Origin of the sequence: Roseovarius nanhaiticus (assembly GCF_900156535.1) — a bacterium.
Classification (GTDB): Bacteria; Pseudomonadota; Alphaproteobacteria; order Rhodobacterales; family Rhodobacteraceae; genus Roseovarius; species Roseovarius nanhaiticus.
Genome location: NZ_FTNV01000001.1, coordinates 1,488,821 through 1,510,537, shown reverse-complemented (window position 1 = coordinate 1,510,537; position 21,717 = coordinate 1,488,821). Strand labels below are relative to the sequence as shown.

Genomic DNA, 21,717 nt, shown 5'->3' with positions numbered 1-21,717 from the left:
TGCTTCCTCAGTGTATCTGTTTTACCAACGGTAATGGCTGAACGCTTTGTTGGCGTCGGCCATCTTGTGTGTGTCTTCGCGCTTTTTGACGGCGCTGCCGCGGCTGTTCACGGCGTCCAGAAGCTCGCCTGCAAGGCGCTCTTCCATGGTGTTCTCGTTGCGCGCGCGGCTGGCATTGATCAGCCAGCGGATCGCCAGCGCCTCGCGGCGCTCGGGGCGCACTTCGACGGGGACCTGGTAGGTCGCACCGCCAACGCGGCGCGAGCGGACCTCGACGGACGGCTTGATCAGATCAAGCGCCTCGTGGAAGATCTCGATGGGCGCGCGCTTGGCCTTGTCCTCAACGCGGGTCAGCGCGTTGTAGACGATACGCTCGGCGGCAGATTTCTTGCCATCGATCATCAGGTTGTTCATGAATTTGGTCAGAACCCGGTCACCATACTTGGCATCGGGCAGGACTTCGCGCTTTTCGGCGGCGTGACGACGGGACATCTGGTAATCCTCTTACTTCGGGCGCTTGGCGCCATATTTCGAACGGCGCTGCTTACGATCCTTGACGCCTTGCGTATCGAGAACGCCGCGCAGGATGTGATAGCGAACGCCGGGAAGGTCCTTGACGCGGCCGCCGCGGATCAGGACCACCGAGTGCTCCTGCAGGTTGTGGCTCTCACCCGGGATATAGCTGATGACCTCAAAGCCATTCGTCAGGCGCACCTTGGCGACCTTACGCATGGCCGAGTTCGGCTTCTTGGGTGTGGTGGTGTAAACGCGTGTGCAGACGCCGCGCTTTTGCGGGCAACCCTGCAAATGCTGCGATTTCTGCGCTCTTACTTTCGGCTGCCGCGGCTTGCGGATCAGCTGTTGGATCGTTGGCATTCCGGTAATTCCCCGTCTCTCAACACATGTGTCTGCATGGGCAAATCCATGCGGTTAATCAAATGCACATCGCGCGTCCGCAATACGCAAGGGCCGCGAGCCTACCCTTGCTGGTCGGACGCGGCGAGTTTCCAGAGGATCGGGACGGCGGGCGCCCGGATCTTGACCACTTCAGTTCTGATATCGGCAAACGGGGCGACCCCCAAGCCGGATGAGGGGCGTATAGAGGGAGTCGGAGGGGGTGTCAACAGGCCCAGGGCGGCTGCGGAACAGCCTTGCACGGCAACGCGCTGATCAGCCGTTCGCCTTTGTCCAAACGGCCATCGCCGTGCCGCCGGGCGAGCGGAACTCGAACCGACGCCCGCCGGGAAAATCGAACGGCGCCCGCGTGATCTCGGCGCCAGCCGCGCGCACCCGGGCAAGGGCCGCATCCAGATCATCGGCGCACAGCACGATCAGCGGCGACGCGTGCGCCGCGCGCTCGATACCGCCACCGATGCCGGCGCCTTGGATGTCACGGTAATCCGGGCCGTAGTCCATGAAGTCCCAGCCGAATGCCTTGGCCTGAAACGCCTGCTCGGCCTCCAGATCCGCGGCGTAGAATTCGACATAATCGATTTCCAGCTTCATCACGCCCATCCTCCCGGCCGGCTCGCCGCTGCCCAATCGCCACGGCTTCGCCTTGTCTTGGCCCCTATCCGCTGCCATCAATGACACCAAGCGGGACGCCTTTCAGGATTGCACGGACGATGAGCAAAACCAAGATGCAGGTGATCGGCCTTTGCCGGTTTTCCTATCCCGCACTCGGCGGCTTCCAGATCGAGCATGAGACGCCCGAGGCGCGCGCTGCCTTCCTCTACGACCCTGTCCGCATGGACGAGCGCTTCGCCACCTTCCAGACCATGACCCTGCCCGCCCTGCGCGCCCAGACCGATCCCGATTTCACCCTCGCCATCGTCATCGGTGATGCCATGCCCGCACCACTGGTCGAGCGGCTGCTGGATCTGGTGCAGGACATGCCTCAGGCGGTGGTTCTGCCGCGCGCGCCCGGGCGGCACCGACAGGTGATGTCCGAGGTCATCAATCATGTGCGCGAGGACAGCGGCCTGCCATCGCTTCAATTTCGCATGGATGACGATGACGCGGTCGGCGTCACCTTCGTTCAGCGCCTGCGCGAGGCGGCGGACGGTATCGCGCCTTTGCTTGCACGCCATCGCTACATCGGCATAGACTTCAATCAGGGCCATATCGCGCGCATCTCTCCCAAGGGGATCCACGCCAAACCCACGGTCGAGACGCTCTGGACCCCTGCGCTCGGCATGGCGGTGGCGCCGGGCGCCTCGCGCGGGATCATGAATTTCAGCCATGCCAAGCTGGGCCGCATCATGCCGGTGCTGACCCTGCCGGGCGAGGATCTCATGCTGCGCGGCCATAACGGCTTCAACGACTCGCGGCAAAAGGATGGGATCAAGCCGGTGCGCCTGCCCCTTCTGGATGCCGCCGGCGAAGATCATTTCCGCCGGGCCTATAACATCGACGCGGACGCGGTCCGCGCCCATTTCCGCGAAAGGGCCTGAGATGCGCATCATCGGTGTCTGCCGCTTCTCCTACCCGGCCCTCGGCGGCTTCAAGCGAATGCATGACAGCGTGGCCGAGCGCGAGGCGTATCTCTACGCCCCCGCCCGCATGGCGCTGCGCTTCGCTCATTTCGAGACGCTGACCCTGCCTTCGGTGGCGGCGCAAACGGATCCCGACTTTACCTTCCTCATCGTGATCGGCCAGAACATGCCCCAGCCGTGGCTCGGCCGCCTCCACGCGCTCTGCGCGCCGGTGCCGCAGATCAAGATCGTACCCTGCGCCCCGCTCAAGCACCGGCTTGCGCTGCAGCTGGCCATCCAGGACGAGCTGGGCGAAGAACGCCCCGAAAGCATCCAGTTCCGCCTTGATGACGACGATGCGATGGGCGTCGACTTTGTCGAGCTTGCCCGCTCGGTTGCGCGGCGCACAGGACGGCTGCGGCGGCGCGAGCGGCGCACGGCGATCGAATTCAACACCGGCTATTCGGCCACGCTGTCGAAGGACGGCATAATCGCCGAGGATGTCATCAGCTCGTTCTGGGCCTGCGGGCTGGGGGTGCATTTCGCCGAAGGCGACGACAAGACGATCATGAATTTCGGCCATCACAAGCTGCACCACCTGATGCCGTCCATTATCCACCCGCACCCGCCGATGTATATTCGCGCCAAACACACCGACAATGACAGCGAGGCCAAGTTCCGGCCCCGCCGGCTCAAGCCATTGTCGGACGCGCAGCGCCAGATCTTTCAGACACGCTTCAACGTGGACGAAGAACGGGTGCAGGACGCTTTTGCCGCCCTAGACGCGCCTCCCGGTAAAGGGTGAAGATTCCGCTCGCCACGACGATGCCAGCACCAACGAGGACTATCGGCGCGGGCCAGTCACCGAAGACCAGCCAACCCAGCAGCAACGCCCAAAGGATCGCGGTATAGCGGAAGGGCGCCGTAAAGCTGATCTCGCCCACACGCACCACCATGATTGATGTCAGATACCCCCCCACGATCAGGATGGCCGCGCAAACGATGGTCAGCCAGTCTGCGCCGGTGAGCGTGGCCCATTCCCCTGTCGCACTGGCGATGCCGAAAACGGTCATCACTGTCACGGAGGTCGCAAAGGTCACCAGCATCGAGGATGTCTCGCGGCTCAGTCGCCGCGTCGCCAGATCACGCAGCGTGATGCAGCCCACTGCCGCCAACCCGTAAAGCGCATAGATGTTGAAGCCTTCGGCACCGGGGCGCACGATCATCAATATCCCGATGAAACCGGCCAGAACGGCCGTGATCCGCTTCCATCCCACCGGCTCGCGCAGGACCAGCGCCGCAACCAGCGTGATCGCCAAAGGCAGCGATTGCAGGATCGCCGTCACATTCGCCAATGGCATGTGATAAAGCGCCGTCAGAAAGAAGTAGGTGCCAGCGACCTCTCCGATCACGCGCAAGGCGATGGCGCCGCTGTCGCGGCGCGACACGCGCTTGGAAAACGCGCCCATGCGCCAGGCGATTACGGCCACAGCCGCCGTCGTCAGTACACCGCGCAAGAAGATCACCTGAAAGAGCGGGACTGCCCCGGCCAGTGTCTTCATCAACGTGTCGTTCACTGTGTAAGCGGCCATCGAGGCCACCATGAGCGCTGCACCGATCATGTTATCCGAGAGTTTCATTGCGACATCTGCGCAGGCAAAGCACGCCAGCGCAAGATGCCACGCCCCAACTTTCACCGTTCCACAAATACTCTCGCCGAAGGCGCCCGGCATCGCCACCACGCGCACTCCACGAAAAAGGGCCCCGCATTGCTGCGAGGCCCTCTTTTCCTGTCAAAGCCAGACATGCGCGTCGGGATTACTCGGCGCTGGGATCTCCGGCGCTTTCCGCCGCATCGTCCACCACCGGGGCGGCCAGCGCGGCGGCCGCTTCGGCCTCCTCGCGGCGCGCCTCGATGACCACGTTGTCGCGGCCCGCGGCGATCTTGCGCATCTCCTGGGTCGCGCCGCCGGTGCCCGCCGGGATGAGGCGGCCCACGATGACGTTCTCCTTGAGACCCACGAGCTTGTCCCGCTTGCCCTGCACCGATGCCTCGGTCAGCACGCGCGTCGTCTCCTGGAAGGACGCCGCCGAGATGAAGCTGCGGGTTTGCAGCGACGCCTTGGTGATGCCCAGAAGGATCGGCTCGCCCTGTGCGGGGCGCACGTTCTTGGCCAGTGCCTTCTCGTTGGCGGCGTCGAACTCGGCCTTGTCCACATGCTCGCCTTTCAGCAGGGTCGTCTGGCCGGAGTCCAGAATCTCCCACTTTTGCAGCATCTGGCGCACGATGACTTCGATGTGCTTGTCGTTGATCTTCACACCCTGAAGGCGATAGACGTCCTGCACCTCGTCGATCATGTAATCGGCCAGCGCCTCGACACCCAAGATGCTCAGGATGTCATGCGGCGCAGGGTTGCCGTCCATGATGTAGTCACCCTTCTGCACGAAGTCGCCTTCCTGCACCGGGATGTGCTTGCCCTTGGGCACCATATACTCGACGGTCTCCAAGGTCTCGTCCGCAGGTTCGATCGAAATACGGCGCTTGTTCTTGTAGTCCTTGCCGTAGCGCACGTAGCCGTCGATTTCCGCGATGATGGCGTGGTCCTTGGGGCGACGCGCCTCAAAGAGTTCGGCCACACGCGGCAGACCACCGGTGATGTCCTTGGTTTTGGCGCCCTCGCGCGGGATCCGCGCCACGACGTCACCGGCCTTGACCGCATCACCTTCTTCGACGCTGAGGATCGCATCGACCGACATCGTGTAGGTCACGGGGTTGCCCGCGTCGTTGCGCATCGGCTCGCCATCGTCGCCGACGATGAAGATCTCGGGCTTCAGCTCGTTGCCCTTGGGGGCCGCGCGCCAGTCCATGACGATCTTCTGGGTCATGCCGGTTGCGTCATCCGTCTCGTCGCGTACGGCAACGCCGGTCACGAGGTCAACGAACTTGGCAGTACCGGCCTTCTCGGCAATCATCGGCAGGGTATAGGGATCCCATTCAAACAGCTTGTCGCCGCGCGCGACAGTGTCGCCCGCCTTGACATGCAGCTTGGTCCCGTAGCCCAGCTTGTGGCTGGCCAGCTCGACATCACCTTCGCCCATGATCAGCAGCTTCATGTTCCGGCCCATGACCAGCGTCTCGCCCGAGGAATTCTCAAGCGTCTGCTCGCCGTCGAACGCGATCTTGCCCGACTGGCTGGCCTCGAGGAAGGATTGCTGACCACCCTGCGCGACGCCGCCGATGTGGAAGGTCCGCATCGTCAGCTGCGTGCCGGGCTCGCCGATGGACTGCGCGGCGATGATGCCGACAGCCTCGCCCTGGTTCACCATGGTGCCGCGCGCGAGGTCACGCCCGTAGCACATGGCGCAAACGCCATCCTCGGCCTCGCAGGTCAGCGGGCTGCGGATGCGCGCGGTCTGCACTGCGGCCTCCTCGACCGCATCGGCGGTCAATTCGTCGATCAGCTGACCTTCCTTGACCAGAACCTCGTCGGTGCCGGGGCGCAGGATGTCCTCGGCGGCAACGCGGCCCAGAAGGCGCTCGCCAATGGACGAGACGACCTCGCCATCGTTGACGGCGGCCTCGGTCGTGATCGCGCGGTCGGTGCCACAATCATGCTCGCGCACGATGCAGTCCTGGGCCACGTCCACCAGGCGGCGCGTCAGGTAGCCCGAGTTCGCCGTTTTCAGGGCGGTGTCGGACAGACCCTTACGGGCGCCGTGGGTCGAGTTGAAGTATTCAAGAACGGTCAGGCCTTCCTTGAAGTTCGAGATGATCGGCGTCTCGATGATGTCGCCGTTCGGCTTGGCCATCAGGCCACGCATGCCGCCCAGCTGCTTCATCTGCGTGACCGAGCCACGCGCGCCCGAATGGGCCATCATGTAGACGCTGTTCGGCTCGGCTTCGGCGCCATTCTCGTCGGTTTTGCCGGACGAGATGTTGGTCATCATCGCCTCGGTGACCTGATCGTTACACTTCGACCAGGCATCGACCACCTTGTTGTACTTTTCGCCCTGAGTGATCAGGCCGTCCATGTACTGCTGCTCGAAGCCTTTGACCTGCTCGCGCGTCTCGCCGACGATCTCCCACTTGTTGTCGGGGATGACCATATCGTCCTTGCCGAAGGAAATGCCGGCGCGGAACGCCTCGCGGAAACCCATCGTCATGATCTGATCGCAGAAGATGACCGACTCTTTCTGGCCGCAATAGCGGTAGACGGTGTCGATGACCTGCTGCACTTCCTTCTTGCGCAGAAGGCGGTTGACCAGGTTGAACGGTGCCTTGGCGTTCTTGGGAAGAAGCGATCCGAGGCGCACGCGGCCCGGTGTCGTCTCGACCCGTTCGAACACTTCGTTGCCTTCAGCGTCGATCTGCGGGATGCGCGCGGTGATGCGGGCGTGCAGATGCACCTCGCCGCTATCGAGCGCATGCTGAACCTCGTCCATGGACGAGAACATCATGCCTTCGCCCTTCATACCCGCACGCTCGAGCGTGGTATAATAAAGGCCAAGGATCATGTCCTGCGACGGGACGATGATCGGCGCGCCGTTTGCGGGGCTGAGGACGTTGTTCGTCGACATCATCAGAACGCGCGCTTCCAGCTGGGCCTCAAGGCTCAGGGGCACGTGCACGGCCATCTGGTCGCCGTCGAAGTCGGCGTTGAAGGCCGAGCAGACCAGCGGGTGCAGCTGGATCGCCTTGCCTTCGATCAGGATCGGCTCAAACGCCTGGATGCCCAGACGGTGCAGCGTGGGCGCGCGGTTCAGCATCACGGGATGCTCGCGGATCACCTCGTCCAGGATATCCCAAACCTCGGGACGCTCCTTCTCGACCAGCTTCTTCGCCTGCTTGACGGTTGAGCTCAGACCCTTGGCCTCAAGCCGCGAGTAGATGAACGGCTTGAACAGCTCGAGCGCCATTTTTTTCGGCAGGCCGCACTGGTGCAGCTTGAGCTCGGGGCCGGTCACGATCACCGAACGGCCCGAGAAGTCGACGCGCTTGCCCAGAAGGTTCTGGCGGAAGCGGCCCTGCTTGCCCTTGAGCATGTCCGAAAGCGATTTCAGCGGACGCTTGTTGGCGCCGGTGATGACGCGGCCACGGCGACCGTTGTCAAAGAGGGCGTCGACAGATTCCTGGAGCATCCGCTTTTCGTTGCGCACGATGATATCCGGCGCGCGCAGCTCGATCAGACGCTTGAGGCGGTTGTTGCGGTTGATGACGCGGCGATAGAGATCGTTCAGGTCCGACGTCGCGAAACGGCCACCATCCAGCGGCACCAGCGGGCGCAGCTCGGGCGGAATGACCGGGATGACCGTCATGACCATCCACTCGGGGCGGTTGCCGGACTCGAGGAACGACTCGACGACCTTGAGACGCTTGATGATCTTCTTGGGCTTCAATTCGCCGGTGGCCTCTGCCAGATCGGCGCGCAGGTTCTCGGCCTCGGATTCGAGGTCGATCTGGGCCAGCATGTCGCGGATCGCTTCGGCGCCGATATTGGCGGTGAAGGCGTCAAGACCGTAGGCGTCCTGCGCGTCCATGAACTCTTCTTCGGTCAGCATCTGGCCGTAGGTCAGGTCGGTCAGACCCGGCTCGATCACGACGTAGTTCTCGAAATAAAGAACCCGCTCAAGATCGCGCAGCGTCATGTCCAGCATGAGACCGATGCGGCTGGGCAGCGATTTCAGGAACCAGATGTGGGCGCAGGGCGCGGCCAGCTCGATATGGCCCATCCGCTCACGACGGACCTTTTGCAGCGTGACTTCAACGCCGCATTTCTCGCAGACGACGCCGCGATATTTCATGCGCTTGTACTTGCCGCACAGGCATTCGTAATCCTTGATCGGGCCAAAGATGCGCGCGCAGAACAGACCGTCCCGCTCGGGCTTGAACGTGCGGTAGTTGATCGTCTCGGGCTTCTTGATCTCGCCGTAGGACCACGAAAGGATACGCTCGGGCGATGCCAGCGAGACCTTGATCTCGTCAAAGACAGCGGCGGGCGCGACGGGGTTGAACGGATTGTTTGTCAGTTCCTGGTTCATTTAGTTACCTCGAATATTGGGTAGGTCGGAAAGGGAACGGCCCCGATTTTCGCCAGAAAATCGGAGCGCGAAAATTCGTGAGAATTTTCTATTCTTCCCCCTCCGAATCCAGGAGTTCCATGTTGAGGCCCAGACCCCGGACCTCCTTGACCAGAACGTTGAAGCTCTCGGGCACGCCGGCCTCGAAGCTGTCCTCGCCCTTGACGATGCTCTCGTAGACCTTGGTGCGGCCCGCGACGTCGTCCGACTTGACCGTCAGCATCTCCTGCAGGGTGTAGGCGGCGCCATAGGCTTCCAGCGCCCAGACCTCCATCTCACCGAAGCGCTGTCCACCGAACTGCGCCTTGCCCCCGAGGGGCTGCTGCGTGACGAGGCTGTACGGCCCGGTCGAGCGTGCGTGGATCTTGTCGTCGACAAGGTGGTGCAGCTTCAGCAGATACTTCATGCCAACGGTGACGGGGCGCGCGAACTGCTCGCCCGTGCGGCCGTCAAAGAGGATCGACTGGCCCGAAGTATCAAAGCCTGCACGGCTCAGCGCGTCGTTCACGTCATGCTCCTTGGCACCGTCGAAGACCGGCGTCGCGATGGGCACACCGCCCGTCACATTGCCCGCCGCCTCGACCAGCTGCGCATCATCCATGCCTTTGATGCCTTCTTCGAAGACATCATCGCCATAGGCCAGATGCATCGCTTCGCGCACCGGCGTCAGATCGCCATCACGACGATAACCCTGAAGCGCCTCGTCGATCTTGATGCCGAAGCCGCGCGAAGCCCAGCCCATATGCGTCTCGAGGATCTGACCCACGTTCATCCGGCTGGGAACGCCCAGCGGGTTGAGGCAGAAATCGACCGGCGTGCCGTCCGCGAGGAACGGCATGTCCTCCATAGGCACAACCTTCGAGATGACGCCCTTGTTGCCGTGACGACCGGCCATCTTGTCACCCGGCTGCAGCTTGCGCTTCACCGCGATGAACACCTTGACCATCTTCATCACACCCGGGGGCAGGTCGTCGCCGCGGCGCACCTTCTCGACCTTGTCCTCGAACCGCGCATCCAAGGCACGCTTCTGCGCCTCATACTGCGCATTGAGCGCTTCCATGATCTGCGCGTCGGCCTCTTCCTTGAGCGCCAGCTGCCACCACTGGCCCTTGGTCAGGGACGACAGCAGATCTTCGGTGATCTCGGAGTTCGACTTGACGCCCTTGGGGCCTTTGACGGCGGTCTTGCCCAGGATCATGTCGTGCAGACGGGCGTAGATGTTGCGATCGAGGATCGCCAGCTCGTCGTCACGGTCACGCGCCAGACGCTCGACCTCTTCGCGCTCGATCTGCAGCGCGCGCTCGTCCTTCTCCACGCCGTGGCGGTTGAAGACGCGCACTTCGACGACCGTGCCGAAATCACCCGGCTTGACGCGCAGGGACGTGTCGCGCACGTCGCTCGCCTTCTCGCCGAAGATCGCACGCAGCAGCTTTTCTTCGGGCGTCATCGGGCTTTCGCCCTTGGGCGTGATCTTGCCCACCAGAATGTCGCCCGGCTCCACATCGGCGCCGATATAGACGATGCCCGCCTCGTCGAGGTTGCGCAGCGCCTCCTCGCCCACGTTGGGAATGTCGCGGGTGATCTCTTCTGGCCCCAGCTTGGTATCACGCGCGGCGACTTCGAACTCCTCGATGTGGATCGACGTAAACACGTCATCACGGGAGATCCGCTCGGAGATCAGGATCGAGTCCTCGTAGTTGTAGCCATTCCAGGGCATGAAGGCGACGATGACGTTCCGGCCAACGGCCAGCTCGCCCATATCCGTCGCAGGGCCATCGGCGATGACCTCGTCCTTGCCGACCGTATCGCCCACCTTCACCAGCGGACGCTGGTTGATGCAGCTGTTCTGGTTCGAGCGCTGGAATTTGCGCAGGCGGTAGATGTCGACGCCGGGATCGCCCGGCTCCATGTCTGCGGTCGCGCGCACCACGATACGTTGGGCATCGACCTGGTCGATGATGCCCGCACGTTTTGCCATGATCGCCGCACCCGAGTCGCGGGCGACGACGCCCTCGATGCCGGTGCCGACCAGCGGCGCCTCCGCCTTGATCAGCGGCAGGGCCTGACGCATCATGTTCGAGCCCATCAGCGCGCGGTTCGCGTCGTCATTCTCGAGGAACGGGATCAGCGAGGCAGCGACCGAAACCAGCTGCTTGGGCGAGACGTCGATCAGGTCGACATTCTCGTTCGGCGCCAGCGTGTAGTCACCCGACTGACGCGTGCTGACCAAATCGTTCACGAAACGGCCATTTTCATCGAGGTTCGCGTTCGCCTGCGCGATGGTGTGGCGCTGCTCCTCGGTCGCGGACATGTATTGCACTTCGTCCGTGACCTGCCCGCCCTCGACCTTGCGGTAGGGGGTTTCGATGAAGCCGTACTTGTTCACCCGCGCGAAAGTGGCGAGCGAGTTGATCAGGCCGATATTCGGGCCTTCCGGCGTTTCAATCGGGCACATGCGGCCGTAATGGGTCGGGTGCACGTCGCGCACCTCAAAGCCCGCACGCTCGCGTGTCAGACCGCCTGGTCCAAGCGCCGAAAGGCGGCGCTTGTGCGTCACTTCGGACAGCGGGTTGGTCTGGTCCATGAACTGCGACAGCTGGCTCGAGCCGAAGAATTCACGCACGGCGGCGGCGGCAGGTTTCGCGTTGATCAGGTCCTGCGGCATGACGGTGTCGATCTCGACCGACGACATACGCTCTTTGATGGCGCGCTCCATGCGCAGAAGGCCGACGCGATACTGGTTCTCCATCAGCTCGCCGACCGAGCGGACCCGGCGGTTGCCGAGGTGGTCGATATCGTCGATGTCGCCCTTGCCGTCGCGCAGCTCGACCAGTGCCTTGATGCAGGACACGATATCTTCGCGGCGCAGCGTACGCACGGTATCCTCGGCGTCGAGGTTGAGACGCATGTTCATCTTCACGCGGCCCACGGCCGAAAGGTCATAACGCTCGCTGTCGAAGAACAGCGTGTCGAAGAGCGCGGATGCGGCCTCTTCGGTGGGCGGCTCGCCCGGGCGCATGACACGGTAGATGTCCATCAGCGCGGTCTCGCGGCTCATGTTCTTGTCCGCGGCCATGGTATTGCGGATATACGGGCCGACATTGATGTTATCGATGTCCAGCACCGGGATATCGGTGATGCCTGCGTTGATCAGATCCTGCAGCGTACCGCCCGTGATGTCGCCAGCCTTGTCGTATCCCAGCGTCAACTCGTCACCGGCCTCGACATAGATCGCGCCGGTTTCCTCATTGATGATATCCTTGGCGGCAAACTTGCCGACGATATGCTCGAAGGGCACCAGCAGGTTCTTGACGTTGCCCTCGTCGATCAGCTTCTTGACAGCGCGGGGCGTGACCTTCTTGCCGGCCTCGGCGATGACTTCGCCGGTGCCCGCGTCGACCAGATCATAGGTCGGTCGGGTGCCGCGCACGCGCTCGGGGAAGAACTTGGTGACCCAGCCTTTCCCCTTTTTCAGCTTGAACTGGATGGTGTCGTAATAGGCATCCATGATGGCTTCCTGGTCCAGACCCAGCGCATAAAGCAGGGTGGTCACAGGAAGTTTGCGGCGGCGATCGATGCGCGCAAAGACGATGTCTTTTGCGTCGAATTCGAAGTCCAGCCAGGAGCCGCGATATGGGATGATGCGGCAGGCAAAGAGCAGCTTGCCCGAGCTGTGCGTCTTGCCCTTGTCGTGGTCAAAGAACACGCCGGGGCTGCGGTGCATCTGGGAGACGATGACCCGCTCGGTCCCGTTGACGACAAAGGTGCCGTTGGGCGTCATCAGGGGCATATCGCCCATGAACACGTCCTGTTCCTTGATGTCTTTGACAGACTTGGCGCCGGTATCTTCGTCGATATCGAACACGATCAGGCGCAGCGTCACTTTCAGCGGCGCGCTGTAGGTCATGTCGCGCTGCATGCACTCTTCGACGTCGTATTTCGGCTTTTCCAGATCGTAGCTGACGAACTCGATGACGCTCGTCTCGTTGAAATCCGAGATCGGAAAGACGGACTGGAACACGCCCTTGATGCCTTCGCCGTCCGTCGGCTGAGACTGATCGCCCGAGCGCAGGAACAGATCATACGAGGATTTCTGAACCTCGATGAGGTTCGGCATTTCGAGGACTTCGCGGATTTTACCGAAGTATTTACGCAAACGCTTCTGGCCAAGATAGGATTGAGCCATGTGTCTGGTCACCTTTCATTTCTCAACGGACCTTGCGTGCTGTCGGGCCACAGCCGCACGGCCATCAGAGAGAGCGGGGGTGCGATCCATTCATGGCCGTCGTCCCAATGACGGCCTCCCGATCGCACGAACCTCGCCTGAGATAGGCCCCCTGCCCTTCGGCACAAGCGCGGATGCCGGCTTTGTGAGCCTTGGCCGCGAATGGGGCCTGTCCAAGACAGGTTCGGCTGGACCCGGAAAATCCGGATCCAGCCACATGCATGCGTTCCTTCAGGCATCCAGCGCCCAAAGGACGCCGATCACTTCAGCTCGACTTCGGCGCCAGCTGCTTCCAGCTTGCCCTTGATGTCGTCTGCTTCGTCCTTGGAGACCTGCTCCTTGACGGCTTTGCCACCGGCTTCGACCAGTTCTTTGGCTTCTTTCAGGCCAAGACCGGTGATTGCGCGGACTTCCTTGATCACGTTGATCTTGGAGGCGCCAGCCGACTTCAGGATGACGTCAAACTCGGTCTGCTCTTCTGCAGCCGCGCCGCCGCCATCTGCGGGACCAGCCATCATCACTGCGCCGCCTGCTGCGGGCTCGATGCCGTACTCGTCCTTGAGGATGGTTTTCAGTTCTTGTGCTTCGAGCAGGGTCAGACCAACGATCTCTTCTGCCAGTTTCTTCAGATCAGCCATTTTATCATGCTTTCCGTATTAGATGTGTTCCAACGACAGGGCGATATGCCCTTGCCGGACAGTCCAGTTGAACGAGGATCAGGCCGCTTCGGCTTTTTCCTCGATAGTCGAAAGGATGCTTGCGATGTTCGAAGCGGGCGCGCCAATCGCGCCAGCGATGTTCGAAGCGGGTGCGCCGATGCAGCTTGCGATCTGAGCGATAAGCTCGTCGCGCGAGGGCATTTTCGACACGGCTTCGACGCCGGCACGGTCCAGAGCGTTCTCACCCATAGCCCCGCCAAGGATCTCGTACTTCTTGTTATCCTTGGCGAAATCCTCGGACACCTTGGCCGCAGCCACGGGGTCTTCGGAATAGGTCAGAACGGTCATGCCCGTCAGGTAGCCTGCGATTGATGCGCAGGGCTTGCCGTCCAGGGCGATCTTGGCGAGCCTGTTCTTTGCAACGCGGACGGATGCATCGGCCGCACGTGCGCGCGCCCTCAGATCCTGCATTTCCGCAACTGTCAGACCGGTGTAGTGGGCAACCACTACGACGCCAGAGCTTTCGAAGATCTGGCCGAGCTCGTCGACCACTTTCTCTTTCTGGGCTCTATCCACAGTTTCACTCCAAATTTGGGGGTCTATCCCCCGGCTCAGTTCAGCCAGACAGAAGTGTCTGGCATTTGGTCCTGTAAACGGGGCATCGATACTGCATCCGGGCATAGCCAGGCTGATAATCTCAATTCCCGCCTCGGGCAGGGTATTAAGGGCCAAAGGCCCACCCACCGTCTTGGACGAAACGCAAAACAGGCATGAGACGAATCCCGTGCCTGACCTGCAAGGGTGCCTTTAGAGGACTAGCGCCGGAATGCCAACCCCCTGCCGCGAGTTTCGGCCCGATCGCGCAAAATTCATGCGCGGCGCATCCGCGGCACGGCGGTTTCCATCTGCGCGCCCTCGCCTGCCTCCTGCGCCTCGAGGGCGCGGCGCTGCATCAGGGCCTTGATCTCGGTCGTCGAGATATTGCGCGTGCGCGGCAGATAGACAACGCGGCGCAGGTCGGACAAATCGTCGAATTTGCCGGTCCAGTCGCTGCCCATGGCAAAGACGGCGGCCCGATGCGCCACGACATCGCGGCGCTTTTGATCCCAGCATGTCTCGGGGATGACCAGATCGACGAAGCGGCACGCGCGCAGGATTTCGGCGCGCGCCTCGAAGGGCATGATGCAGCGCTTGCCCTTCTTAGCGTTGAATTCATCGGTCGAGCAGCCGACGATCAGTCGGCTGCCCAGATCCGCCAGTCGCGACAGGAGCCGCACATGCCCTGCGTGAAACAGATCGAACGTGCCGTAGGTCAAAACCGTGATGCCGGATGTGGTCATGTCGTCACTCCTCAAGACCGCTGGCACGCAGGAAGCGGGCAAATTTACGCTTCTGGCGTTTCCAGGGAAAGATAAAATAGGGATCGGGTTCGCGCCATTCACCGCCATAATTGACGGCCAGCATCGCCTCGGGATTGGCAGGGATGTGCAGCCCGGTCACGGCGCACCGGCCAAGCGGCAGGACGTCCGCTTCCGGCAATGCGCCATAGGTATGCGGATAGACGAAGGCCGCGCCGCGATAGATCCAGGCGGGAAAGAGATCCACACTGACACCGCCCCGCGCGCGCAGCGTCACCTGCGGCGAGCGGCTGGAGGACCGATCGCCCCCCTCGCCCAGCTCGGCCAGAGCGGGCGTCAGGGCGCGCCAGAGGCGGCCCGCCTCCCGCTCGGTCGTGGGCGGGATGAGTACGCCGAGGTCGATATCGTCGTCATGGTCGATGAGGCGCCCGTCGCGCACCACCCCCAGAAGCGTGCCGGAATTCAGAAAGACTCCATCCGTCAGCATGGCCACCTGATCGATCAGGGCACGCGTTTCAGCCCAGATCGCGGCGTGGTCCCGCCTGGCAAATCCCTGGGCCGAGAAATCATGCGCAGCCAGCGTATCCGATTGCATGGCGCCCTTCAGCATCGCCTCGAATGCGTCGAACGCGGCGCGATTGCTCTCGGCGATGCGCAGCTTGCGCAAGGAGTTCATGAAGATGCGGGTACGCGACCGGCGGATGCGACCGGCAAATTGCAGCATGATGCGCGCTTCGAGCTCGATCAGGCTGCGCGGATCCTCGGCGACAGCGTCAAGCGCGCGCAGATGCGCAAAGACGTCGAAATTCTCGGCGGGATGCGCCAGTTGCGCGGCTGCGATCGCATGAATCTGTGAAATACGCCCGCCATCGGTGCGCGGCTCGGCCGGAACCACTTGCATCTTCTGCTCCAATAACTCGCCTCTGACGGGCGATGTTTGCGGTCAGGGTCAGCCAAGCCTTCCGTTCAATCAACTGTTTTCAATAGATTGCAGTGCACAGCTCATGTTCATGTTCATGTGCAAAAATGCGACACTCCAATGCGGCAAAGCTCAGCCGCTGCGGACCTTGCTGCAGCCCCCGATATGCCAACCGGAAAACGAAAAAAGCCCCACTTTGGGCGGGGCTTTAACCGATTTTTCAATGCGCAAGCGCTGCGATCACTCGGTTGCGGCGTCGGCCACGTCGATTGTCACGCCCGGACCCATGGTCGAGGTCAGCGAGATGCGCTTCATGTAGGAGCCCTTGGCGCCGGCTGGCTTGGCCTTGGCGACGGCATTGATGAAGGCGCGCACGTTCTCGACCAGTTTGGCCTGATCGAAGGATGCCTTGCCGACACCGGCATGAACCACACCAGCCTTCTCGGCCTTGAACTGGACCTGACCGCCCTTGGCGTCCTTGACAGCCTGCGCGACATCCATCGTCACCGTCCCGATCTTGGGGTTCGGCATCAGGTTGCGCGGGCCAAGCACTTTGCCCAGACGGCCCACGACGGGCATCATGTCGGGTGTGGCGATGCAGCGGTCAAAGTCGATCTTGCCGCCCTGGACGATCTCCATCAGATCCTCGGCGCCGACGATGTCCGCTCCGGCTGCCTGCGCTTCTTCGGCCTTGGGGCCGCGCGCGAAGACAGCGACGCGAACGTCCTTGCCTGTTCCGTTGGGCAGACCGACGACACCGCGGACCATCTGGTCGGCGTGGCGCGGGTCGACACCCAAGTTGACGGCGATCTCGATGGTCTCATCGAATTTCGCCTTGGCGTTGCCCTTGACCAGGGCGACGGCGTCCTCGACGCTGAGGTCGGACTTGCCGGCGAATGCCTCGCGAGCTGCGCGGGCGCGTTTTCCAAGCTTTGCCATCTTACTTCACCTCGATGCCCATGGACTTCGCACTGCCGACGATGATCTTCATCGCGGCCTCGACGTCGTTTGCGTTCAAGTCTTTCCACTTGGCTTCGGCGATCTCGCGGACCTGCTTGACCGTCACGGAACCCGCGGTGTCGCGGCCCGGCGTCTTGGAGCCCGAGGACAGCTTGGCGGCCTTCTTGATGTAATAGGACGCGGGCGGCGTCTTGATTTCCATCTCGAAGGATTTGTCCTGGTAATACGTGATCACGGTCGGGCACGGGGCGCCCGGCTCCATATCCTGCGTCTTGGCGTTGAACGCCTTGCAGAATTCCATGATGTTGATGCCGCGCTGGCCCAGTGCGGGGCCGACGGGCGGGCTGGGGTTGGCTTGCCCGGCTTTCACCTGCAGCTTCATCTTCCCGGCGAGTTTCTTGGCCATGAGGCCTCTCCTTCCATTTCCAACAGGTTCGGGGCGCGCCCACGAACCACTCAGGTTGTGTGGTCCGGTCCAAGGGCCGCGGCCCTCTCGCCTTCCACATGAGCGCCCGGATCACTCCGGGCAGCGGCGCCTATGACGGCGCCGCATCGCACAAGTCCCTATTGCTTGGTGACTTGCGTGAATTCCAACTCGACCGGGGTTTCCCGGCCAAAGATCGAGACCGACACCTTGAGGCGCTGGTGCTCTTCGTCGACATTTTCGACCGATCCGTCGAAGCCCTCGAACGGGCCATCGTTGACCTTGACCTTCTCACCGATGTCGAAATGGATCAGGGTGCGCGGGCTGTCCTCGCCTTCCTGGACGCGGCCCAGGATGGCCTGCACTTCGGCATCGCGCATCGGCATCGGGCGCCCCTGAGGGCCCAGAAAGCCGGTGACGCGGTTGATCGAGTTGATCATGTGATAGCCCTTGTCGGACATCTCCATATGCACCAGCACGTAGCCGGGCATGAACCGGCGCTCGGCGGTCACCTTCTTGCCGCGGCGCACTTCGATCACTTCCTCGGTCGGGACCAGAACCTCGTCGATATCGTCCTCGAGACCGTTCTCGACGATCGATGTCCTGATCTGCTCGGCGATTTTCTTTTCGAAATTCGACAGAACGCTCACCGAATACCACCGCTTTGCCATGCTGAGCCTGTCTCCGTCTCGTCCGGCGCGTGGGCCGGAATTACCTTGCTGTCCGCGCGGCGACCAAAGGCCGATACAACGGACGTTTCTCAAACAAAATCGGCGCGGGGCTCGAATCGCCGCGCGCCAGCTTGCAGAATTGCCCCGGCAGATACCCGGCATCGCCCATGGATTCAAGGGGGCAAGCCAACCGGACACGCCGAATGCGGGCCAAAGCCCGCCGCGATCAACCGACCAGGGTGAAAATGCCCTGCAAACCGCTGCGAATGCCCAGATCCACCAGCGCAAAAAAGACGGCTGTCAGCGCGGCCATGATGAACACCATGACCGTGGTCAACAGAACCTCGCGGCGCGTCGGCCAAACGACCTTTGCCACCTCTGCGCGGACCTGCTGAACGAATTGAAGCGGATTGGTGCGTGCCATGCGCTGCCTTCTTTTGCTGAACGCGGCCCGCCCGTCACTGACCGGGCCACTCGGCGCAGGGCATACTCAAGGCGGCGCATGAATTCAAGTGCGCAAAGCGGCGCGGTGCGCATGTCAGCCGCGCGCCGCCTCCTCGCGGAGCCGATCGAAGGGGTCGTGCGCCTCGTACATGCCTTGCGGGTCCAGCGCCTCGCGGCTGAAGTCAGCCATGTAGAGCCCTGTGGTCCAGCCTTCGGGCAGCCAGTCCAGCAGACTGTCCATCCGCATCGCAAGCGCGTCGAGCCGGATGCGCATGCGCTCGGCGCGCTCCGGATCGCGCGAATGACGCCAATGATAAAGCCGGATCAGCGCGCCCGACACCGCATCGCTGCCCAGCGCAAAAATACCGGCAAGCGTCAACAGCAGCCCCGTCCCCAAGACCGTCAGCAGAAGCCAAGGCCAAATCCACGCAGCGGCAATGACGGTTGTGCCCAGCAATATTCTGCGCGGCCAGCGGCCGAGGCGCGATGCAACCCATCCGAATTTGGGCCTCAGATCCTCGACCGGCGCACCCGACGGCTGCGCCGTGCGGCGAGACTCTTTTTCGCCGTATTCGATGTCAAGACGGGCCATGCGCACCTCGGCCGCGCTGCGCTCGCGCGCCGCGTGGCGGGACCTCCGCCCAGCCGTGCCGGTTATCTCTTCCTGGCTGGCGATCGCAGGCAAGGCAGCGCGCGCCTCGGCTTGGCGTTCTGCGGCCAATGTCCGCGCGATCACGTCATCAATCTCGGTTTCCGATAGTTCGGCCCGGCGCGATTCCAACGGCTTGAGTCGCAAGCCGGGCCTCAACGCATTCGCAGGCACATATGTCGTCGTCAGGTCATCCGAAAATGCCATTGCAGCATCACCCTATACATCGCGCCCCCACGCGAATTCGATGCGACGATTCCTCGTCAGTCCACCGAATGAGATTTGTATAGGGCACGATTCGGGCAAAATTGTGGCAAGCGTGGCGGAATTGCGTTCATCTTTAGCGCAGTCCGGGACATGGCACGCAATGTGCCAACGACGGCAACGCCTTCGGCGAGAGTGTTTGAGCTAAGATGAAACACGGACGCCAACGTCGCTGCCGGTGCGCGATGATTGGCATCTAGTCTTTGGAAAATGGCAGGGGCACCAGGGCTCGAACCCGGGACCTACGGTTTTGGAGACCGTCGCTCTACCAGCTGAGCTATACCCCTACGTTGGTGGACCGATTACGCGACGGGCGCGCAGGAATCAAGCCGTCAATCGCGGATAATTGGCCGTGCTGCGCACAAAAATCAGCTCTCTGCATCCCCGGCAGGTTCCGTCGCGGCGACTGCCGGCGCGGCGGCCCTGGCGGCGGCTTTGGATCGCGCGGCCATGACCTTGTCTGCATCCGTGCCGCCGAACCAATCCTCTTGATATTTCTGACGCACCAGCCAGTTCTGGATCAATTTGGCCGCGTTGCGGCTGAGATTGCGCATCTGCTCTTCCTTGGACTGGGTCAGGCCCGATCCCAGCACCGTTTCGCCCGAGAAGGACTCGATCACCGTGATCTGCTCGGGCTTGTCGTTCAGCTTCTTGCCGGCGGCGTCGTCCCATGCGGTGACGTTGAAGATCAGCGCCGATTTCGGCGAGGCGACCAGCGGGACACCCGGCACGGCCAGCACATAGCCCTCGATGGAAATGCCAAGGTGATAGAGCTTGTCACCGTCGTAGCGGCTGAACCGCTCGTCCACGGCCTGTTTCATCGCGGCAATCCACTCTTCATCGGATGCGTCGCGCGAGGCGGGTCCCTTGGTGATATTCGGCGTGACCACAACGTTATGGCCCAGCGCGAAATCGCCCAAGGGGGCCGGCGCCTCGTCCAGATCGTTGGGATTGGTGCAGGCGGCCACCGAAATCACGAGGCAGAAAAGAGCGAAGATGCGGGTCATGGGCAGCGGTCCTGACGTGGTTTACAAAGATAATCTGCGCCTGCGATAGCGCAGACCGCCTCCCTTCGCAACGAAATGCGCCCAGCGCGCGATTGCCGCGGGCGCGGCGGCCCCTACTTAAGAGGGTATGAACGACATGGCATCCCCTCCCCCAACCCTTCCGGTTCGCGTGCCGCTGATCACCGAACCGGTCGGCATCCTCGGCAGCTTGAAGGCCGCGCGCCGCAATGTCCTGAGCATCATTCCCGACATCGCCACGCGCCAGCCGATGGTGTCGGGGCGCACCGGCAAGCGGTGGCACATGGTGATGGACCCCGGCGCGCTGCGCCGCGTCCTGCTGGAGAATGAGGCCAATTACCCCAAATCCATCGTCACCAAGAACTTGCTGCGCCCTGCCATCGGTGAAAGCATGTTCATCGCCGAGGGCGCCGAGTGGCGCTGGCAGCGGCGCGCGGCGGCGCCCGTCTTTTCGCATCGCAATGTTATGAACCTCGCGCCGATCATGACCGCCGCCGCCGAGCGCAGCGCCGAGCGGATCGCAGGCGCCGGAAACCGCGCCGTCGACATGGCCGAGGACATGGTGCGCACCACCTTCGACGTCATCGCGGATGTGACCTTTTCCGGCGATGGCAGCTTCGATTCCGACGGCGTGCATCAGGCCATCGACGCCTACATTTCCGAGGCGGGCAAGATCTCGCTCTTTGACATCCTGGGCTTGCCGGATTGGGTGCCGCGTCCGGGCCGCATGGTATCCGCTGGCGCGATGCGCGACATGAAACGCGTCGCCGATGACGCCGTCGAGGCCCGGCGCAAGCGCGGACCCGAGGGCGTGCCGGACCTTCTCGATCTCCTCTTGGAGGGTGAAGATCCCGAAACCAAGCGCCGCATGAACACCGCCGAGCTGCGCGACAATCTGCTGACCTTCATCGTCGCGGGGCACGAGACGACGGCGCTGACGCTGGCCTGGTCGCTCTATCTATGCGCCTTTGACGCGCGCGTGCAGGACAAGGCGCGCGAGGAGCTGCGCCGCGTCTGCGGCGACGGGCCGGTGACGGGCGCGGATGTGGCCAATCTGCCCTATATCCGCATGATCGCGGACGAGGCGCTGCGGCTTTATCCGCCCGCCGCCATGGTCTCGCGCAGTGCTTTGGCCGACGATACGCTTTGCGGGCGCAAGATCAGCCGCGGCGACACGGTAATCGTGCCGATATATGCGCTCCACCGCCACCATCAGCTGTGGGACGCGCCCGACGCCTTTCGCCCCGAGCGGTTCGAGACGCGCAAGGACCTTCAGCGCTACGCCTACCTGCCCTTCGGCGACGGGCCGCGCATCTGCATCGGCGCCAGTTTCGCGCTTCAGGAGGCGGTGATCATCCTCGGCACGCTGCTGAATCGGTTCCGGTTCACGCCTGTGACAGGCAAGGCCCCTGAGCCGGTGATGATCCTGACCCTTCGGCCCGAGGGCGGTGTCTGGCTTCAGGCCGAGCCGCTGTGAGGGCGGCGGCGAATAAGCGCGCATGCCCCAAGGGCCAGCGCCAAGCGGGATTGCCATGCAGCCTGCCCCGCGCTCTAGTTTCGACAACTG

General features: G+C 62.7%; 19 protein-coding genes and 1 tRNA gene. 3 read left to right on the top strand and 17 right to left on the bottom strand.

The features are described from left to right. Nucleotides 1-21: 21 nt before the first annotated feature. The 3 genes from rpsG to BW975_RS07255 all read right to left on the bottom strand — a co-directional run bounded on the left by rpsG (nt 22) and on the right by BW975_RS07255 (nt 1,506). A complete protein-coding gene (rpsG, locus tag BW975_RS07265) occupies nt 22-492 on the bottom strand; it encodes a 30S ribosomal protein S7 (RefSeq protein WP_076532272.1) in 471 nt (156 codons plus the stop codon). Nucleotides 493-504: 12 nt separating this feature from the next. Next, nucleotides 505-876 (bottom strand): 30S ribosomal protein S12, encoded by a 372-nt coding sequence (rpsL, locus tag BW975_RS07260; protein ID WP_076532270.1) that lies wholly within the window; start codon nt 874-876, stop codon nt 505-507. Nucleotides 877-1,170: 294 nt separating this feature from the next. Then, nucleotides 1,171-1,506 carry a VOC family protein gene (locus BW975_RS07255; protein ID WP_170846534.1) on the bottom strand — a complete coding sequence of 112 codons (336 nt, stop codon included), beginning with the start codon at nt 1,504-1,506 and terminating at the stop codon, nt 1,171-1,173. Between the two features lie 119 nt (nt 1,507-1,625). On the opposite strand from BW975_RS07255, the gene BW975_RS07250 reads away from it, so the two are divergent. Together BW975_RS07250 and BW975_RS07245 are read left to right on the top strand one after the other, a co-directional pair. After that, a complete protein-coding gene (locus tag BW975_RS07250; RefSeq protein WP_244512480.1) occupies nt 1,626-2,453 on the top strand; it encodes a putative rhamnosyl transferase in 828 nt (275 codons plus the stop codon). 1 nt (nt 2,454) lies between these two features. Further along, nucleotides 2,455-3,279 (top strand): glycosyltransferase, encoded by an 825-nt coding sequence (locus tag BW975_RS07245; protein ID WP_076532269.1) that lies wholly within the window; start codon nt 2,455-2,457, stop codon nt 3,277-3,279. On the opposite strand, the gene BW975_RS07240 is transcribed toward BW975_RS07245, so the two are convergent. The 14 genes from BW975_RS07240 to BW975_RS07175 form a co-directional block, all read right to left on the bottom strand. Then, complete coding sequence (locus BW975_RS07240; protein ID WP_076533495.1) at nt 3,212-4,114, bottom strand: DMT family transporter; 903 nt, start codon at nt 4,112-4,114, stop codon at nt 3,212-3,214. The two genes, BW975_RS07245 and BW975_RS07240, sit on opposite strands and share 68 nt — an antisense overlap. Nucleotides 4,115-4,292: 178 nt before the next feature. Then, nucleotides 4,293-8,513 (bottom strand): DNA-directed RNA polymerase subunit beta', encoded by a 4,221-nt coding sequence (gene rpoC, locus BW975_RS07235; RefSeq protein ID WP_076532267.1) that lies wholly within the window; start codon nt 8,511-8,513, stop codon nt 4,293-4,295. Between the two features lie 88 nt (nt 8,514-8,601). Then, nucleotides 8,602-12,738: a DNA-directed RNA polymerase subunit beta gene (gene rpoB / locus BW975_RS07230; RefSeq protein ID WP_076532265.1), complete on the bottom strand. Its 4,137-nt coding sequence runs from the start codon at nt 12,736-12,738 to the stop codon at nt 8,602-8,604. Between the two features lie 299 nt (nt 12,739-13,037). Further along, nucleotides 13,038-13,415 carry a 50S ribosomal protein L7/L12 gene (gene rplL, locus BW975_RS07225; protein WP_076532264.1) on the bottom strand — a complete coding sequence of 126 codons (378 nt, stop codon included), beginning with the start codon at nt 13,413-13,415 and terminating at the stop codon, nt 13,038-13,040. A gap of 78 nt (nt 13,416-13,493) precedes the next feature. Then, complete coding sequence (rplJ, locus tag BW975_RS07220) at nt 13,494-14,012, bottom strand: 50S ribosomal protein L10 (protein ID WP_076532262.1); 519 nt, start codon at nt 14,010-14,012, stop codon at nt 13,494-13,496. Between the two features lie 293 nt (nt 14,013-14,305). Further along, the gene (locus BW975_RS07215) at nt 14,306-14,776 is read right to left on the bottom strand and encodes an adenylyltransferase/cytidyltransferase family protein (RefSeq protein ID WP_076532260.1); all 471 of its coding nucleotides are present in this window, start codon (nt 14,774-14,776) and stop codon (nt 14,306-14,308) included. A 4-nt stretch (nt 14,777-14,780) separates the two neighbouring features. Further along, complete coding sequence (locus BW975_RS07210) at nt 14,781-15,695, bottom strand: LicD family protein (protein ID WP_076532259.1); 915 nt, start codon at nt 15,693-15,695, stop codon at nt 14,781-14,783. Nucleotides 15,696-15,953: 258 nt separating this feature from the next. Further along, nucleotides 15,954-16,652 carry a 50S ribosomal protein L1 gene (gene rplA / locus BW975_RS07205; protein ID WP_076532257.1) on the bottom strand — a complete coding sequence of 233 codons (699 nt, stop codon included), beginning with the start codon at nt 16,650-16,652 and terminating at the stop codon, nt 15,954-15,956. A gap of 1 nt (nt 16,653) precedes the next feature. Further along, the gene (gene rplK / locus BW975_RS07200) at nt 16,654-17,079 is read right to left on the bottom strand and encodes a 50S ribosomal protein L11 (protein WP_076532255.1); all 426 of its coding nucleotides are present in this window, start codon (nt 17,077-17,079) and stop codon (nt 16,654-16,656) included. Between the two features lie 158 nt (nt 17,080-17,237). Next, entirely contained in the window at nt 17,238-17,768 is a 531-nt protein-coding gene (nusG, locus tag BW975_RS07195) for a transcription termination/antitermination protein NusG (RefSeq protein WP_076532254.1), read from the bottom strand. 226 nt (nt 17,769-17,994) lie between these two features. Next, on the bottom strand, nt 17,995-18,192 hold the full coding sequence (secE, locus tag BW975_RS07190) for a preprotein translocase subunit SecE (protein WP_076532252.1): 198 nt from the start codon (nt 18,190-18,192) through the stop codon (nt 17,995-17,997). A 114-nt stretch (nt 18,193-18,306) separates the two neighbouring features. After that, on the bottom strand, nt 18,307-19,068 hold the full coding sequence (locus BW975_RS07185) for a hypothetical protein (protein WP_076532251.1): 762 nt from the start codon (nt 19,066-19,068) through the stop codon (nt 18,307-18,309). 268 nt (nt 19,069-19,336) lie between these two features. Next, nucleotides 19,337-19,412 (bottom strand) — tRNA-Trp (locus tag BW975_RS07180). A gap of 81 nt (nt 19,413-19,493) precedes the next feature. Beyond that, nucleotides 19,494-20,132 carry a hypothetical protein gene (locus BW975_RS07175; RefSeq protein ID WP_076532249.1) on the bottom strand — a complete coding sequence of 213 codons (639 nt, stop codon included), beginning with the start codon at nt 20,130-20,132 and terminating at the stop codon, nt 19,494-19,496. 136 nt (nt 20,133-20,268) lie between these two features. On the opposite strand from BW975_RS07175, the gene BW975_RS07170 reads away from it, so the two are divergent. Beyond that, complete coding sequence (locus BW975_RS07170; protein WP_170846535.1) at nt 20,269-21,627, top strand: cytochrome P450; 1,359 nt, start codon at nt 20,269-20,271, stop codon at nt 21,625-21,627. Nucleotides 21,628-21,717: the final 90 nt, after the last annotated feature.